Below are 17,911 nucleotides of genomic sequence, written 5' to 3'. Positions count from 1 at the left end.
CCAACTAAATACGAAAAACGGCTGACGATACTTCTAGTTGAAAGAAGCATCGTCAGCCGTTTTCTGTTGTTGTCGTAATCTTAGCCGGAGTTATTTACGCTGAGATGCTTTTAACAGAGTTGCGCTTAACGATAGTAGGCGAATACATCATTGGCTGAGCCTCAACCGGTTCTTGCTTCGCTAAGGTCAAAGCAAGTTCTGCAGCCTTCTCTGCCATCATATGGATTGGGTAACGGATGGTTGTGAGGCGAGGACTCAGGTATTTTGCAATAATGCCGTCATCGAAGCCGATAATGGACATATCGCCCGGTGAACTGATGCCATTCTCTTCGAGAACAGCAAGAGCACCAGCAGCCATATAGTCGTTATAAGCCACGGTTGCTGTGACCGACAGTGACTTACTCAGCAGGTTGGTCATAGCATTCTCACCACCGGTATTGTTGGGTTCGCCGTATTCGATGTAGCTTTTTGGCAGCATGATATTGTTGTCTTTAAGTGCCGCCAAATAGCCTTTGACACGCTCATCGGCATCTTCGATAGCATGAGAAGAGGCGATACAGGCAATCTGTTGATGGCCATTCTTAATAAGGTGTTCGGTTGCTAAGTAAGCACCCTTATAGTTATCAAGAGAGATGCAGCGATCAGCCAACTCTGGTATGTGGCGGTTAACCAGTACCATCGCTTTTACTTCGCTGGCGTATTGAATTAACTCTTGATCCGATAGGCCCTTAGAATGAATAACGAGAGCGTCGCAGCGACTATTAATCAAAAGCTCGATTGCACGACGTTCTTCGTTGGCATCATGGTAACCATTGCCGACCAGAATATGTTTACCAGCAGCATGCGCCACTGTATCGACAGCTTTGACCATGGTGCCAAAGAATGGGTCAGATACATCACTGACAAGCACGCCAACGGTATTGGTACTTTGACTTACGAGCGCACGAGCCGCGGCGTTAGGACGATACCCTAACTTCGCCATTGCCTTGGACACACTTTCGATTGATGCTGCACTGGCTTTTGGTGACTTGTTTATCACTCGAGATACCGTTGCAACCGAGACGCCTGCTTCCTTCGCCACATCCTTAATTGTTGCCATCATTCACCCTCATTATCGTTATCCTTTTATTAAACAGTCGGTATGTAAATAACGCAACTCTTCCATCTAATTACTTTCAAAAATGAGAGGTTTACCTGTTGTAATCACTTGGATTGTTGTTAGTGTAAACGTTTCTCTTTTACTAAATTTTACTAGAGGTTTTTACTTTGGATAAGATCAAATATGCAGACTTTGCAAAACTTGAGATGCGTGTCGGAAATATTGTCGAGGTTAAGCGCCACGAAAACGCTGACAAGCTCTATATTGTTCAGGTTGATGTTGGTGGAACAAAGCTGCAGACGGTGACGAGCCTAGTTCCGTATTACACAGAAGAAGAGTTGATGGGCAAGCAAGTTGTGGTGCTGTGTAACCTTGAAAAAGCGAAGATGCGTGGTGAGATATCTGAATGCATGCTGCTTTGTGCGGAAGCGGATGATGAGTCAGAAAGTGTTTTGCTAAAACCAGAGCGCGCTATGGCGGCAGGGACACGTATTGTGTAGCAATCTAGAGCGCTTAGCTTCTGGAAAACTGTATATCTAGTTTTTCAGAACCGAAAGTGAACAAAAGGGTTGACGTTAAACGTCAACCCTTCAGAATTCTCTAGCTCTCTAGCTCTCTAGCTCTCTAGCTCTCTAGCTCTCTAGCTCTCTAGCTCTCTAGCTCTCTAGCTCTCTAGCTCTCTAGCTCTCTAGCTCTCTAGCTCTCTAGCTCTCTAGCTCTCTAGCTCTCTAGCTCTCTAGCTCTCTAGCTCTCTAGCTCTCTAGCTCACTTTAACAAACTCGGTAGTCACGACTCTTTGTTTGTCTGAGATGTATTGTGTGACTGATTGTTGCTGCTCGTGGTTTAGATATAAACCAAGCTTGGTTCGGCGCCACATTAGGTCTTCACCTGTCTTAACCAGCTCATGCTCGATCATATAATCAACCTCAACTTGATACACATCCTCAGCAAACTCATGACCCATATCGCTAGAGTCTTTGACGTTGGCTAGCATCGCGAAGGTGTGGGTACCAAACTGACGTACGTAGCGGTGAGCTAGCTTATTAGTAATCCAAGGATATTGTTGCGTAATGCTGTTTGCGAGCTGTTCGCGGCTACAACTGAAGTTACCACCGGGTAGGCTTTCTTTCCCCGTCCAAGGTGAGCCCATCTCAGGGAAGTAAGGTGCTAGCATCTTCATTGCTGACTCACCTAGTTTTCGATAAGTCGTTAACTTGCCACCAAAAATAGACAGAAGCGGCGCCTGATCTAGCTCTTGCTCTAACTCTAGGGTGTAGTCTCGGGTGATCGCTTGAGGTGAGTCCGACTCATCATCGCAAAGAGGGCGAACACCGCTGTAAGTCCATACTACATCAGCAGGAGTAAGTTGCTTAACAAAGTGCTGGTTGACGATATCGACTAAGTAATTGATCTCATTATCATCAATAGCCACTTCACGTGGGTTGCCTTTGTATTCAACATCGGTTGTACCTATGATAGAGAAGTCGTCCATATAAGGGATAACAAATACGATTCGATTATCTTTATTCTGCAAGATGTAAGCTTGTTCTTCGTCATGCACTTTAGGTACGACGATATGTGAGCCTTTAATTAAGCGAATATTTCTTGGTGATGGGGTCTCTAAGCCATCATCAAAGAACTGTTTTACCCATGGACCTGCCGCGTTAACGACTGCTTTTGCAAAGCGCTGTTTGGTTTCGCCAGTGATTTGGTCCACTAGTGTCACGCGCCAGATGTTTCCTTCACGTGTTGCACTCTCAACCTTGCAGTAGTTCTCAACCTCCGCACCATTTTGTTTAGCAGATAAAACATTCAAAAGAACCAAACGAGCATCATCGACCCAACAGTCTGAATACTCAAATCCAATCTTCATTTCTGGCTTCAGCAAACCTGAAGCCGCAAGGTCTACCTTTTGGCTTGCTGGAAGCGTTGTTCGTTTGCCCAGGTGATCATAAAGGAACAAACCGCAACGAATCATCCAGGCTGGGCGTAAGAAAGGGCGGTGTGGGAGGCGGAATCGCATTGGCTGTGCGATATGCGGAGCTTTTGCCAGTAGCACCTCTCTCTCTGCGAGTGCTTCCGAGACCAAACGAAACTCATAGTGTTCCAGATAGCGTAAGCCACCATGAATCAGCTTAGAGCTTGCAGAAGACGTTGCTGAGGCAAAGTCGTTAAGTTCATAAAGTCCAACACTAAGACCGCGTCCTGCGGCGTCGGCTGCAATACCTGCACCATTGATCCCGCCACCAATTACAATTAAATCAAGTACACGGTTATCAATCTCTTTTGTTTTCATATCCATGAGAATGGCCTATCTAAAATGAGCGAACGAACATAAATGAAACTGAATAAACTCTACAATAGCTTTCGCATATGATCACTAATTATTTTCGTATTTGCGCGTTTTGTGTGAAATGAGCACGTAAAAATGTTCGTTAGCTCATGATGAGAACGAAAAAATGGATTTGAGAGCTGAGAGATGATTCAGGACCTGGAGCTTTAGGGGAGGGAGGACTATGGACAAGGGAGAGAGTCCCTAGCCGATGAACTAGGAACTTTGAGCTAGTGTCTTAAAGCGCTACTTCACAAGGGATATTGTGTTCGTCTAGAAGCGCCTGGATCTCTGCTGGTGGCTGATTATCGGTAAATAGCGTGTGAATCTGGGTAATGCTGCCCAGTTTTACCATGGCATTGCGGCCAAATTTTGAATGGTCTACGGCAAGAAATACACTGCGGCTGTTTTCGATGATGGCCTGCTTGATGCGAACTTCGTGGTAATCAAAGTCGAGCAGTGAACCATCAAAATCTATACCACTGATACCTATGATGCCAAAGTCTAAACGGAACTGCTGGATGAAATCGAGCGTTGCTTCCCCAATGATGCCACCATCACGATCACGAACTTCGCCGCCGGCCAAGATAACGCGGATCTCTGGGTTCGGTTGCAGAATTGTGGCTACATTGATGTTGTTGGTAACCACTCGGAGTTGCTTGTGTTTTTTATTAAGTGCGTGCGCCACCGCTTCTGGTGTGGTACCGATATCTATGAAAAGCGTCGCACCGTCAGGGATATGTCTTACCAGGTTCTCCGCTATTTGGTCTTTCTCACTGAAGTTGTGAGATTTGCGGGTGTTGTAAGAGGTGTTCTCTGAGCTAAGGGGGATAGTTGCTCCGCCATGATAGCGTCGGATTTTGTTCTCATCAGCAAGCTCATTCAAGTCGCGGCGAATGGTTTGTGGGCTGACGTTGAATCGTTCGACGAGTTCGTCGGTACTCACGTAACCTTGAGTAGTCACCAGTTCGATGATCTGCTGATGTCTTGGGATTTGCTTCACGCTCACTCCTAGCGAAGTATCGTTTCAATTGACTGTATTGTGCGGCAAACTGCTGATTGGGAGAAGCTTCGTTTGTGTGTTTTTGCGTTCAAACGCAAAAAAGAGCGTAATAATCGGTTTATTATCACGCTCTTTTGCTCGATTTAGAGCTTTAGATCTAATTAATGTTCGAGTTCGAAATAGCCTTGTGCTTAATCGTCTTCCTCTTCCGCTCTCAATTCTGCCCAAGTTTGTGCGCATTTGACTGCGCGTTTCCAACCACGGTAGCGGCGGTTTCGCTTCTCTTCATCATGGTGAGGTATAAAGCTTCTATCGATCTCCGCCTTGCCTTTTAGCTCATCCAAGCTATCCCAGAAACCGACAGCGATACCGGCAAGGTATGCCGCACCCAAAGCCGTCACCTCAGTGATTTTAGGTCGATGAACCTCAGTATCCAGAACATCCGATTGGAATTGCATTAAGAAGTTGTTGGCTACTGCGCCACCATCTACGCGTAGGGCTGAAAGTTGAATCCCAGAGTCTGCCTGCATAGCATCGAGTACATCTCGGGTTTGATACGCGATCCCTTCAAGGGTTGCGCGAATGATGTGGTTTGAGCTTGCACCACGAGTTAAACCGACAATGGTACCTCGAGCATAAGCGTCCCAATAAGGAGCCCCTAATCCTGTAAAGGCGGGCACGACATAAACACCGTTTGAAGAGTCGACCTTGGTCGCGAAGTACTCGGAATCTTTCGCATCATTTAAGAGGCCTAGTTCGTCGCGTAACCACTGAATCGATGCCCCACCCATGAATACTGCACCTTCTAGTGCATAAGCTGGCTGGCCTTCAGGGCCACAAGATAGCGTGGTTAATAGGCCATGAGTGGATGTGACTTTTTCTTGGCCGGTGTTCATCAACAAGAAACAACCCGTACCGTAAGTATTCTTCGCTTGACCGGGCTCTACACACATTTGTCCGAACAGCGCGGCTTGTTGGTCGCCAGCGATACCTGCAATAGGAATACGAGTACCGCCTTTACCACCGATGTTCGTTTCACCGTAAACCTCAGAAGAGCGTTTAACCTCAGGCATCATGCTCATTGGGATGCCAAGTTCATCAAGCAGCCTCTGATCCCATTTCATCTCGTTGATATTGAATAGCATGGTGCGAGACGCATTGGTGTAATCAGTGACATGGATACGGCCTTGAGTCATCTTCCAAACAAGCCAAGTATCCACGGTACCAAATAACAGTTTACCCGCCTCAGCATCTTCGCGAGCGCCTTCTACATTATCGAGAATCCATTTGATTTTGGTACCAGAGAAATAAGGGTCGAGAAGCAGACCGGTGTTCTCACGAACGTACTCATCTAGCCCGCGAGTTTTGAGCTCCTCGCAGATAGCCGCGGTACGACGACACTGCCATACAATGGCGTTGTATACAGGTTTACCAGTCTCTTTATTCCATACAATGGTGGTTTCGCGTTGGTTGGTAATACCGATGGCGCAGACTTCGTCACTGCGAATTTCAGATTTAGCAAGCACCTCAACCAGAGTCGAGCTTTGAGCAGCATAAATTTCTAGAGGGTCTTGTTCAACCCAACCCGCTTTTGGGTAAATCTGGGTGGATTCACGTTGGGCTACGCTAACGATATTAGCGTCGTGGTCCAAAATGACGGCGCGAGAACTCGTGGTGCCTTGATCTAATGCGACTATATATTTTTGCTCGTTCATAATGGATTCCTTTTTCTATGGTCACCAGACTGACTCCCTAAAGTTTATTTTAGGAGATATCTCTCTATTTTAGGTATCGAGAGCAAGTCGGCATTTTCAATGCCGTCTATTTTGCATAACGAAAACAAATCGAAAACAAAAATGAGCAAAAAATGAGTGTTCGAACATTAAATTTCGCACTAAAAGTGATCTAGATGTTAAATTAAGTGCAAAAATTGAGCGTTCGAAATAATAAAGGTAATAAAAAAGCCCTTACATATAGCAAGGGCTTTGGTTGTAGGCGCTTTCTCTGCGATTAAGTACAAGGTTAATCGCGAAGCAAATTAGTTGTTGCTATGTAGTTCGCTGTTTAGCTCAACCGCAGACTTGTTAGCAAGACATTCGATTTGGCCTGTTACCGAGTTGCGACGGAATAGTAGGTCAGAAACGCCTGCTAGATCGCGTGCTTTCACTACTTCTACTTCTTTGCCTTCAGCAATCATGCGTACTTTAGAACCTGCCGTTACGTACAAACCAGACTCCACAGTACAACGGTCACCTAGTGGGAAACCAAGGCCTGCGTTTGCGCCAAGTAGTGAATTTTCACCGATTGAAACGACCACGGTACCGCCACCAGATAGTGTACCCATGATAGATGCACCGCCACCGATGTCAGAGCCATTACCCACAACAACACCAGCTGAGATACGACCTTCAACCATGCTCACGCCAGTTGTACCCGCGTTGAAGTTGATGAAGCCTTCGTGCATAACTGTAGTGCCTTCGCCAACGTGTGCACCAAGACGTACACGAGATGTATCTGCGATACGCACGCCCGTTGGTACCACGTAATCCACCATTTTAGGGAACTTGTCTACGCAATCGACGGAAAGCGCGCGGCCTGCTAAGCGAGCTTCGATTTGGCGGTCTGCTAGTTCTGGTAAGTCGATAGGACCTTCGTTGGTCCATGCGATGTTGTGCAGTAGGCCGAAGATGCCGTCTAGTACAGTACCGTGCGGCTGAACGAGACGGTTAGAGATAAGTTGAAGCTTCAGGAAGCCTTCTGCAACAGAGGCTGGCTTTTCGTCCGTTGCTAGTACAACAAGCACTAGCGGCTGTGAAGAGGCTGCCGCTTTTTCAGCAAAGCTTGCGTTTGCTACATCACCTTGTGCCGCAAAAGCGTTCGCTAATTCACCGCTTAGCTCAGCAGAGACCTCGATAGCTTGGTTGCCTTGCTCGTAACCCGCAATCTTTGCCACTGCGTTAACCAGTTCTTCAGAAGGGTTAAGTAGTGGGTTCGGGAAGAATGCTTCGATGATTTTACCGTCGCGGTTTTTGGTTGCCGTACCGAAGGCTAGAGAAAAGAAAGCCATGTTGAGTCTCCGTGTTCAAAATTATTCTGTTGTCTGCTTTCCGGTTGGTGGTGGAAAGCTTTGAATGAACAACATCATAAAGAGAGCAGGGTGGAGATGAAAGAGGTAAAGGAATAGAAAGTCCGTAAAAGGATATGCGTTGTCTTTTTGGAAATACTTTTCTTTAGTAAGAAAAGGGAGATGATATTCCAACTCTAGCCGATAATGCACTAAAAGGTGCGTGTGGTTTCACTAACCCGAAATAAGCGACGCACGAAGAGATCTCTGCGATCTTCTCTGCTGCAATGTAATAATGGCTATAATTATTGACTCGTAATACTTAAAAACCAGCGCTTTAGCGCTGGTTTTTATAGTAAAAGTGAATTAAAGACAATTAAGCCGCGTCTTCTGCCTTTGGCTCTTCAACAGCTTCAATTTTTGCTTTCTTAGGTGCAGGTTTACGTTTTGCACCTAGTGCGTAAAGCACTTCTTCCTTGTTTTTAGCAAGGTACATAGCAAGTTCTTCTTGCTTAGCTTCATCTTCAACAAGCTCGCTCTTACCTAGAAGTTCAAAAAGCTCGTCCGCCATATCAAGCATTTTGTCGTAAGCGTCCGCTTCTGCTTTAGAGGTAAAAGTCATCTTTTCTTCTCCATTGCGCTCGACCACGTACTTAACGATTACAGCCATGGTTTTATCCTCAAATCTTGGGTGAATTTTTACTGGCTTTTTATACAGTTTTGACGTTCAAAAGTCCAGTTGAGGCTGGGTTATTGAGACCTATCGCGTTTTATCGCTCTCAGTTACTACTGCTTATGTTGCCATTGCTGGCAATAGTTCATAAATGATTTAAGTAGTGGGCTCTGATATTTCTCCTTGTGCACCAGCATCCAGAAGCGGCGCTTCATATCCAGAGAGATGGGCAGCTCCACTACACGTCCATCTCGAATGGCAGCATCAACGGCGAGGTGTGAGAGGCAAGCGACCCCAAGGCCTGCTGAGACCGAGTTGATGATGGCCTCTGTTGTATTGAATTCAAAGGCTTCATGCCACTCATCAAGACGAGGGGCGATATTACGTAAGAAGAACTCTCGTGTTCCAGAGCCTGCTTCTCTTAGTATCCATTCGCTGTTCTCTAAATCGTGCGGGAAGACTTGCTTGCTACCAGTAAGAGGGTAGTTAGGGCTAGCGATAATACACATCTCATCACTACCAAACGTCTCAGCGATCAACTCTGAGTGCACCGTTTTTCCCTCGATGAGAGCTAAATCGAGCTCGTAGTCGACCACCTTTTGGCAAATTAATGCGCTGTTTGAAATGAACACGCTTTGAGACTTGTGCTCTGTATGTTGACGAAATCCTGCCAGTAATTGAGGTGCGACTTGATTGCCAATGGTGTCACTCGCACCGATGCGCAGGGTGCCGTTTAAGCTTGTTTGATCGTTAAACAGTTGGTCGATATCTTGCGCTCGGTGGAGTAACTCATCAGCGAGCGGTAATAACTTTTGTCCTTCCTGATTGAGGATTAATCGGTTATTGACTCGATCAAACAGTGAGTGACCGAGTTGCTTCTCCATCTCTGAGAGCGCCATGCTGACTGCCGCCTTTGAAAGAAAAAGTGCGTCAGACGCTGCGGTTAACGTGTTGTGTTGGGTAATAGTTACAAACACTTTGATTTGCTTCAGTGAAATGTTGGCCACTTTGGTTTGTGATCCTTACTTCGAAAGATAACCTTATATGTTCAGAATATCTGAACCTTGGTTATGTTTTATTAGATATACCTAAACATAGTTCAAGCATATGATTTTGGCTATAGGTTATTGAGCCTTTTCACACTATGTGAGAAGGCACCAAAGTAAGAGATAGTTTTATGCTTAAGCGAATCAAAACATTCAGTCAGATTACGACCGGAGCGCCAACCCCAATGGCGGGTTTGGCATTAGCGATTGCAAGTTTAGGTTGGTGCTGGGAAAACCTGCTTGGTCATCAAGGCTACGCTCAATGGGCGAGTGCGTTTATTGCGACTGTTCTGTTACTTATCTTAACGATCAAATTCTTGTTTCATGGTCATTTGCTCCACCAAGATCTATCACACCCTGTTGTTGGCAGTGTTGTTCCTACCTATGCGATGGCATGGATGGTGGTTTCAAACTCCGTTGTGCACTTCCAACCTTATGTGGGCAATGCGATCTGGCTTGCAGCGGTGATTCTGCATCTTGTGTTTTTGGTGAGCTTTATCTACCACCGTGCAAAAGAGTTTCGTCTACACCATATGGTGCCGAGTTGGTTTGTGCCACCTGTCGGCATCGTGGTGGCTGATGTTTCCTTCTCTGGTGTGGCAGTACTTGAACCTGTCGCTCATGGTGCTTTAATATTCGGCTTGGTGACTTATGCTGTGATGCTTCCGATGATGATTTATCGAATCGTATTTAGACATGAAATTCCTGATGCAGCGAAACCGACGATTGCGATACTGGCGGCGCCAGCAAGCTTAACCCTAGCAGGCTATTTGAGCGTCACCGCAGCACCATCGCCGGTATTAGTCGCGTTGCTATTTGGCATTGCGATTCTAATGACGTCAATTATTTACTTGGCCTTCTTTCACTTAATGAAACTGCCTTTCTCACCGGGGTACGCCGCTTTTACCTTTCCAATGGTGATTGGTTCAACCGCACTATTTAAGATGGCGGATTGGATGGCTGATGTTGGAATTGCCGAGCAATATGTCGCTCAGATCCATTTCATTGCTGTGATTGAGCTGGTGGTTGCTACTTTGGTCGTGGGCTATGTGGCCGTGCGTTATTACTATCATTACCAACCGCACCAACACTTTATAAAAGACTCAAAAGCACAAGGTGTGATTAATCACTAACCTTTTAACTTTTCATAAGCTTATATTACTCATCTCACCTCTGGACTTGTGCTAATCTCAAAGCAATTTTGGTCGTTTAGCGCAGGTTCATCTTGTTTACTGTTTATCACTCCAATCAAGTCGAAACCCTTAAAATTCTTCTGGTTCACTTAATCAAAAGCGATCCATTAGCGAACCCTTTTGATAAAGAACAGATCCTTGTTCAAAGTCCGGGTATGTCTCAGTGGCTGAAGATGGAACTTGCCAAAGAATTTGGCGTGGCGGCAAACATTGATTTCCCGCTACCAGCGACCTTCATCTGGGAAATGTTCACCCAGGTACTTCCTGATGTGCCAAAGCGCAGCGCCTTTAACAAGGAGGCAATGACTTGGCGCTTGATGAGCTTATTACCAAGTCAACTTTCTCATCCTGATTTCTCTCCTCTACAACGCTATCTCGATAGTGACGATGACGGTTCAAAGCTCTATCAGTTGGCAGAAAAAATTGCCGATATCTTCGACGGTTACTTGGTGTATCGTCCAGAGTGGATTGCCGCGTGGGAAAATGGTGAAGCCGTCGCAGAACTGCAAAATGAAGAGAGCAGTCAAGAGCATCCATGGCAACCTATCCTGTGGCATGCGCTTTATGAGCAGACGTTGACTCAAGGTCAGTCTAAATATCACCGTGGTAACTTGTATCATGACTTTATATCTTCTCTGGAGCAGTTAGATAAGCCATTAGAGAAGCTACCTAAGCGACTGTTTGTTTTTGGTATTTCCTCATTGCCACCTCGCTATATGGACGCGCTCCAAGCGCTAGGCGAACACATTGATGTGCATCTAATGTTTACTAACCCATGTCAGCACTACTGGGGAGATATTCGTGATCGTAAATATCTGGCTCGAATTGAAAACCAGCGTCGAAAACAGTTCAGCTTAACTCAAGGTGAATTGCTACTTGAGGGGGAGGTTTCTCAGCTTAAAGATGGCCTCGAAGCGAATGTTGAAGATGAACTTCATACTAGTCATGCGGTTGGCAATAGCTTGCTGGCATCCATGGGTAAATTAGGTCGTGACAACCTGTACTTGCTCTCACAATCTGAATGTGAAGAGCATGAATTCTTTATTGATGTGGAGCGAGATAGCCTATTGCATCAACTACAAGCCGATATCTTGCAATTAGAAGAGCATCAAAATGATGAGATTCTAGAGTCAAGCCAACACAAACAAGTGGTTGATTATAAAGACCGTTCACTGACGATTCATGCGTGTCATAGTCCAATGCGTGAAGTCGAGGTTTTGCATGATCAGCTGCTGGCAATGTTTGATAACGACCCAAGCTTGAAACCTCGAGATATCATCGTGATGGTGGCAGATATCAATGCGTACAGCCCTGCGATTCAAGCGGTGTTTGGTAACGCACCTGGCGAACGTTACATTCCATACTCAATTTCGGATAGAACCGCAGACCAAGAAAGCCCAATTCTCGCGGCGTTTCTCCAGCTGGTGGCTCTGCCTAATTCTCGTTGCCATGCATCGGAGTTACTCGAACTGCTCGAAATTCCTTCCATCATGGCGAAGTTTGAACTCGATGAGAAACAGTTTGAGCAAGCCAAGCAATGGGTAGAAGAATCGGGCGTACGTTGGGGAGTCGATGGCGGTACAGCCAGTGAGTTTGACCTTCCGGCAACCGAACAAAATACGTGGCTATTTGGAATTCAACGCATGCTGTTGGGTTATGCGATGTCAGACGCTCATGGACTTTATGAGGGAGTAGATGACCAGATTGCGCCTTACAATGAAGTGCAAGGTATGGCTGCTGAGCTTGCAGGCAAGCTTGCTCATTACATTGAGCGCATCAGTCACTATCGTCATGTTCTTGGCAATACTCAATCCATTGATAGCTGGCGAGAGCAATTGAATTTAGTGCTAGAAGACTTCTTTAAAGTGGAGCTCGAGGGTGAGCTGGCATTGAAGTCGATTCGCGACACATTAGGCCAATTAAAGGAGCAGTTATCGGACGCGCAGTATGACGCTGAACTTGCTCCTGCTATCGTATCGCAATACTTAACCAATAAGCTCTCAGGTACTCGAGTCAGTCAGCGTTTCTTAGCGGGCCAAGTGAACTTCTGTACGCTAATGCCAATGCGTTCTATTCCCTTCAAGACGGTGTGTTTACTTGGCATGAACGATGGTGTCTACCCAAGAACGATGCCACCAGAAGGCTTTGATTTGATGAACGGTCGAACCCGCCCTGGTGATCGCTCACGCCGAGATGACGACCGATACCTATTCCTTGAAGCGATGTTATCTGCGCAGCAAACCCTATACATCAGCTACGTGGGGCGTTCGATCCAAGACAACACTGAGCGTGTTCCGTCTGTCCTAGTCTCTGAGTTAATGGAGTATTGCCAACAGAACTACTGCTTAGTGGGCGATGAACAACTCGGAGTGGATGATTCTGGTAAGAAGCTGGTTGAATTTATCACCTCGCATCATGCTATGACGCCATTTAGTCCTGCATCATTTACCCAACCAGCAATGAGCTATGCAAAAGAGTGGTTGCCAGCGGCCAATCGCCAAGGTCAGAAGAGTGGTGAGTTTAAGCAAGCCCTTAGTGATTACCTATTGGGTGCAACCTATCCGCTAGAGCTGGATTTGGTAGAGCTGCAACGATTTTGGCGTTTACCCGTGCAATATTTCTTCAATCGTCGCTTAAAAGTGATGTTTGAACCCCCACTTCCGGTGATGGAAGACGATGAGCCATTTGCTCTGAATGGTTTGGAAAGCTATCAGATGAAATCCCAACTGCTTGAGCTCTTACTAGAGTGCGAACGTAAGGGGGAAGCCGTTGAACAGGCAGTCGATGATTTTACTCGAATACAGCGTGCTCAAGGTAAGCTGCCGATTGAAGCGTTCGGAACCATTGAGTTTGAAACCAACCGTGTACAAGCAGAAGAGCTGGCCAAAGAAGTCGCATTTGTTACAGCGAGTGCTCAACAAGACATTGAGGTTAACCTGGCCTTGAACGCGCTAGGTGAAAGCAAACCGGTTCGTTTACTTGGCTGGCTGACAAACCACTATCAATCGGGTTTGATTCGCTATCGCAGCGGCAAGATCCGCTCACAGGATTACCTCTCAGCTTGGATTGATCATCTCTGTATGAATGCCCAAGGGATAAGTAAAACCACGCATCTCATTGGGTATGACAAAAAAGAAGGGGTGGTTCACTTTACCTATCCACCGCTTGATTCAAAAGACCAAGCATTATCGCTACTTAATGAGTTAGTGCGTTTGTTCTATCAAGGTATGACTGAGCCGCTGCCATATTTCCCCAAGACTGCACTTGCGGGTGTTGAGGCTGGATTCAGCCGTGGAGGAGCTTGGGCAGATGATGAAGATAAAGCGCTGAAAAAAATGGCAGAAACCTTTAATGACAGCTATGCATTCACTGGCGAAGGCCGTGATAGCTATATTTCAAGGATCTGGCCTGAATGGACGGATGAACTCGCGACTCAACAACGTTTGTATGCAAGTTTGGTATTGCAAGCGCCACGACTAGCAGCTCAAGACATTGCTGATGGGAAAGAGTAATCGATGAAGAGAGAATTAAAGTGGCCGCCAGTAAATCATTATTAGTGTAGGGCGTTCGCTGTGCGGCCACAGGTCAGAGGGACCATAATTAGGTTGAGCCTAATGAGAACTTCAGGCATGTCTCGGCTCGTGGCGCGCATACTAACGAGAAGCGGATCCTTGATCCGTGAGGTAGATCCCAACCAAGTATACATAATACTGTTTTGTATTAACTTGAACGCAGTTTTTTCGGTTGGATCACATTTAAAGAGCATCTTCTTTTTGCATAGAGAAGATCAAGACAAGAAAGATGAAGGCATTTTGCATGACGCAGCCAACTGTCACACCACAAAATCTTGATACCATGACCTTCCCGCTACACGGTGCGCGTTTAATCGAGGCATCTGCGGGTACGGGTAAGACCTTTACTATCGCAGGCCTGTATTTACGCTTGCTGTTGGGGCATGGGAACGATCAAACTAAGCATCAAACGCCACTGACCGTTGATCAAATATTGGTTGTGACCTTTACTGAGGCGGCAACAGCTGAGCTTCGTGACCGTATTCGTGCCAGAATTCATGACGCTCGCATCGCTTTCTCGCGTGGGTACAGTGATGACCCCGTGATCGATCCTTTGCTTGAAGAGGTATCTGACCATAAGCAAGCGGCGCAGATCTTATTACAAGCAGAAAGGCAGATGGATGAAGCAGCGGTATACACCATTCATGGTTTCTGCCAACGCATGCTGACACAGAATGCCTTTGAATCAGGTAGTCGATTTAACAATGAGTTTGTGACTGATGAGAGCCATTTGAAAGCTCAAGTGGTGGCCGATTATTGGCGTCGCAACTTCTATCCTTTGCCAATGAACCTGGCCGGAGAAGTCCGCAACATTTGGTCTTCACCTTCAGCTTTGCTCTCGGATGTAACTCGCTATCTTACGGGTTCGCCGCTTAAGCTCAGTGTTGAACCGATGCAATCTGGATTAGCAGAATTGCATCAGCAAAATATCGATAAGGTGAAGGCGCTTAAGTTTCAGTGGTTGGAGAGTTGCGACGATTTCCATGCATTGATTTCTGGCTCCGATGTGAACAAACGCAGCTATACGAAGAAATCACTACCAACTTGGTTGGATGTAGTCACCGCTTGGGCTGAGAGTGAAACCACGGATCACCACTATCCAGATAAGCTAGAGAAGTTTGCTCAGAGCATTCTGACGGAGAAAACGCCCAAAGGAACGCCTCCAACGCACGCTGTTTTTGAAGCTATTGATGATTTTTTAGCACAACCTGCTGACTTAAAACCCGCGATGTTGGCACATGCGATTACTCACTGCCGTGAGATGTTAGCGAAAGCCAAAAATGCAAAGCAGTGGCTTTCTTTCGACGATCTGCTCACTCAATTATCGGCGGCAATCGATGTGGATGATGAGGCGCTGCTTACTGAGCGGATTCGTCAACTCTACCCGGTGGCGATGATTGATGAATTCCAAGATACGGATCCACTTCAATACAGTATTTTTAGTCGAATCTATCTGGCGAATCCGCAATCTGGCTTATTTATGATTGGTGACCCGAAACAGGCGATCTACGGCTTCCGTGGTGCCGATATCTTTACCTACATCAAAGCAAGAAATCAGGTGACCGCCCATTATACTCTGGGTACAAACTGGCGCTCCAGTGCCGATATGGTTGAATCGGTGAATCAGATTTTTGCTACGCCAGAAAGTGCGTTTATTTATGATCAAGACATCCCTTTCTTACCCGTAAACTCGAGCCCGAATGCAGATAAGCGGGCTTGGTTTATTGATGATAAGAAGCAAAAAGCGATCACCTACTGGATGCAAGATACCGAAGAGAAACCACTGCCAAAAGGCGAGTACCTGACCTGTATGGCGGAGGCAACGGCCAGTCAGATTCAATCTATTCTGACCGCCTCTCAGCAAGGTAAGGCGCAGTTTCACTCAGGGAAAACGCAGCATAACATCGAAGCCGGTGATATTGCGGTATTAGTGCGAACCGGCAACGAAGGCCGCTTAATCAAAGAGGCATTGGCAGAGCAAGGCATTGCCAGCGTTTACCTTTCTAACCGAGACAGTGTGTTTACCAGTACTGTTGCGCAAGATGTGCAACGCTTACTGCAAGCCGTATTGACCCCAGAAAACGATCGAGCTTTAAGAGCGAGTTTGGCCTCTGAGCTGTTTGCTCTGGATGCAGCAACCTTAGACCAGTTAAATAATGATGAAGTTGCGTGGGAAAACGCCATCAACGAGTTCAAAGAGTATCGTAAGCTTTGGCTAATGCGTGGCGTACTGCCGATGCTGCGCAGTGTGATGGCGAAGCGTCACATCGCTGAACGTCTACTTGAAGAAAGCCAAGGTGAACGGGTTCTAACTGATTTGATGCATCTAGGTGAACTACTGCAACAAGCCAGACAGGACGTTGACAGTGACTACGGTATGTTGCGTTGGTTAGCTGAATCGGTACAAGAGGCACACGAAGGGCTAGGTGGAAGCGATGAAGAGATACAGCGCTTGGAATCAGAGCGAAACTTGGTCCAAATCGTCACAATCCACAAGTCTAAGGGCTTGGAATATGACTTAGTCTTCTTGCCATTCGTTGCCAGCTACCGAGAGGCAAGTGAAGGTAAGTACTATGATGCTGACAGCGACAACACAATTCTCGACATCACCAATGACAAGGCATCATTGGCCCAAGCAGATAAAGAGCGTCTTGCAGAAGACTTACGACTCATTTATGTCGCCTTAACTCGTGCAGTATATGGCTGTTTCATTGGCTTGGCGCCTTTACGAAAGGGGCGCTCTACCAAAGAGCCGACTGGCGTGCACTTAAGTGCGATTGGCTACCTATTGCAAGATGGTAAAGAAGCTGGCATTGCTGAGTTGAATAGCCGCGTCCAACAGCTAGTTATAGCAAACAAGGCTGCTGATACTTGCTCGCCGCCAGAAAGACTCGAGCAACAATACCAAATTCAAGATGACCTCGAGGTGGAGTTAACAGCGCAAGAGCTTACCGCCGATATTGATAGGAATTGGCGTATCACCAGTTACTCGGGATTGGTGAAGCAGGGGAGCCATGGAGCACATCATGATGTGCAGTTTGATGCGTCGAGTGAGGTGTCTGGCTTTGATATTGATTCTGCACAAGAGCATGATGAGGTCGAGTTGGTGGAACCTGAGCGTTCAATCTTCACCTTTCCAAGAGGCGCACGCCCAGGTACCTTCTTGCACACGCTGTTTGAAGAGGTTGAGTTTACCCAACCTGCAACCACGGAAGAGAACACAGGGACTATTACCCGTTTACTAGAAAGCGAGCAGTATGAACCAGAGTGGTTGCCAATTTTGCAACAGCTGGTGGATACCGTTCTCGCGACCAAGTTGGATGGAAAATCTCTGGTTTTGAACCAGAAAGGTCCAAGTCAACGCTTGGTTGAAATGGAGTTTTTGTTACCCATTGAAGTCCTTGCGGCACCAGCTCTTAATCGCGTGATTCAATACTATGACCCACTATCTGCGAAAGCTGGCGAGTTGGGATTTAAAACTACTCAAGGGATGCTGAAAGGTTTCATTGACTTGGTGTTTGAGCATCAAGGTCGATACTACGTACTTGACTGGAAATCCAACCACTTAGGGGATGATTCCAGTGCTTATCATGGTGCGGCATTGAAAGAAGCGATGGCCGATCACCGCTATGATCTCCAATACCAGATCTACGCTCTCGCTCTGCATCGTTTTTTACGCAGCCGTGTAGCGAATTATGATTATGAGCAGCATTTTGGAGGTGTCTATTATCTGTTCTTACGTGGTATGGATGGACAGTCAGAGCAAGGTGTTTTCTCTGCCAAACCATCGTTGGAGTTTCTTACAGAAATGGATCGGTTAATTGATGGTGATTCGTTGGCTGATATTGAGCGAGAGCGCCAGCTGAAAAGCTCAGAAGATGAATCGACGTCTGGTCAAATGGGGTTAGGTATTTAATTTAATGATGAGT

Annotated in this window: 11 protein-coding genes; 4 read left to right on the top strand and 7 right to left on the bottom strand. The window is 46.4% G+C overall.

What is annotated here, in order from left to right:
• Positions 1–94 precede the first annotated feature (94 nt).
• Positions 95–1,099 carry a substrate-binding domain-containing protein gene (locus tag DPF91_RS14945; protein WP_117235353.1) on the bottom strand — a complete coding sequence of 335 codons (1,005 nt, stop codon included), beginning with the start codon at positions 1,097–1,099 and terminating at the stop codon, positions 95–97.
• A gap of 167 nt (positions 1,100–1,266) precedes the next feature.
• Here DPF91_RS14945 and DPF91_RS14940 point away from each other — a divergent pair, with 167 nt between their 5' ends.
• Positions 1,267–1,599, top strand: coding sequence for a tRNA-binding protein (locus DPF91_RS14940; protein ID WP_117235235.1), 333 nt, complete (start codon positions 1,267–1,269; stop codon positions 1,597–1,599).
• A gap of 260 nt (positions 1,600–1,859) precedes the next feature.
• On the opposite strand, the gene glpD is transcribed toward DPF91_RS14940, so the two are convergent.
• The 6 genes from glpD to DPF91_RS14910 form a co-directional block, all read right to left on the bottom strand.
• A complete protein-coding gene (gene glpD, locus DPF91_RS14935; protein ID WP_117235234.1) occupies positions 1,860–3,401 on the bottom strand; it encodes a glycerol-3-phosphate dehydrogenase in 1,542 nt (513 codons plus the stop codon).
• Positions 3,402–3,669: 268 nt separating this feature from the next.
• On the bottom strand, positions 3,670–4,434 hold the full coding sequence (locus DPF91_RS14930; protein WP_117235233.1) for a DeoR/GlpR family transcriptional regulator: 765 nt from the start codon (positions 4,432–4,434) through the stop codon (positions 3,670–3,672).
• Between the two features lie 191 nt (positions 4,435–4,625).
• On the bottom strand, positions 4,626–6,149 hold the full coding sequence (glpK, locus tag DPF91_RS14925; RefSeq protein ID WP_117235232.1) for a glycerol kinase GlpK: 1,524 nt from the start codon (positions 6,147–6,149) through the stop codon (positions 4,626–4,628).
• Between the two features lie 323 nt (positions 6,150–6,472).
• Positions 6,473–7,501 carry a 2,3,4,5-tetrahydropyridine-2,6-dicarboxylate N-succinyltransferase gene (gene dapD, locus DPF91_RS14920; RefSeq protein WP_117235231.1) on the bottom strand — a complete coding sequence of 343 codons (1,029 nt, stop codon included), beginning with the start codon at positions 7,499–7,501 and terminating at the stop codon, positions 6,473–6,475.
• 373 nt (positions 7,502–7,874) lie between these two features.
• On the bottom strand, positions 7,875–8,168 hold the full coding sequence (locus DPF91_RS14915; protein WP_117235230.1) for a YebG family protein: 294 nt from the start codon (positions 8,166–8,168) through the stop codon (positions 7,875–7,877).
• Positions 8,169–8,284: 116 nt separating this feature from the next.
• Complete coding sequence (locus tag DPF91_RS14910; RefSeq protein WP_117235229.1) at positions 8,285–9,178, bottom strand: LysR family transcriptional regulator; 894 nt, start codon at positions 9,176–9,178, stop codon at positions 8,285–8,287.
• 170 nt (positions 9,179–9,348) lie between these two features.
• On the opposite strand from DPF91_RS14910, the gene DPF91_RS14905 reads away from it, so the two are divergent.
• The 3 genes from DPF91_RS14905 (at position 9,349) to recB (ending at position 17,898) form a co-directional block, all read left to right on the top strand.
• Positions 9,349–10,350 (top strand): TDT family transporter, encoded by a 1,002-nt coding sequence (locus tag DPF91_RS14905; protein WP_117235228.1) that lies wholly within the window; start codon positions 9,349–9,351, stop codon positions 10,348–10,350.
• Between the two features lie 92 nt (positions 10,351–10,442).
• Positions 10,443–13,922 (top strand): exodeoxyribonuclease V subunit gamma, encoded by a 3,480-nt coding sequence (recC, locus tag DPF91_RS14900; protein ID WP_117235227.1) that lies wholly within the window; start codon positions 10,443–10,445, stop codon positions 13,920–13,922.
• Positions 13,923–14,226: 304 nt separating this feature from the next.
• The gene (gene recB / locus DPF91_RS14895; protein ID WP_117235226.1) at positions 14,227–17,898 is read left to right on the top strand and encodes an exodeoxyribonuclease V subunit beta; all 3,672 of its coding nucleotides are present in this window, start codon (positions 14,227–14,229) and stop codon (positions 17,896–17,898) included.
• Positions 17,899–17,911: the final 13 nt, after the last annotated feature.

The sequence above is a fragment of the Vibrio maerlii genome, assembly GCF_003415655.1.
Classification (GTDB): Bacteria; Pseudomonadota; Gammaproteobacteria; order Enterobacterales; family Vibrionaceae; genus Vibrio; species Vibrio maerlii.
Note: the sequence above shows the minus strand (reverse complement) of the source record. Positions and strands in the feature narration are given on the sequence as shown.

Coding starts and splice junctions, on each gene's coding strand:
- DPF91_RS14945 (WP_117235353.1), bottom strand. CDS start 1,099: ATGGCAACAATTAAGGATGTGGCGAAGGAAGCAGGCGTCTCGGTTGCA.
- DPF91_RS14905 (WP_117235228.1), top strand. CDS start 9,349: ATGCTTAAGCGAATCAAAACATTCAGTCAGATTACGACCGGAGCGCCA.
- recB (WP_117235226.1), top strand. CDS start 14,227: ATGACGCAGCCAACTGTCACACCACAAAATCTTGATACCATGACCTTC.
- DPF91_RS14915 (WP_117235230.1), bottom strand. CDS start 8,168: ATGGCTGTAATCGTTAAGTACGTGGTCGAGCGCAATGGAGAAGAAAAG.
- dapD (WP_117235231.1), bottom strand. CDS start 7,501: ATGGCTTTCTTTTCTCTAGCCTTCGGTACGGCAACCAAAAACCGCGAC.
- glpD (WP_117235234.1), bottom strand. CDS start 3,401: ATGGATATGAAAACAAAAGAGATTGATAACCGTGTACTTGATTTAATT.
- glpK (WP_117235232.1), bottom strand. CDS start 6,149: ATGAACGAGCAAAAATATATAGTCGCATTAGATCAAGGCACCACGAGT.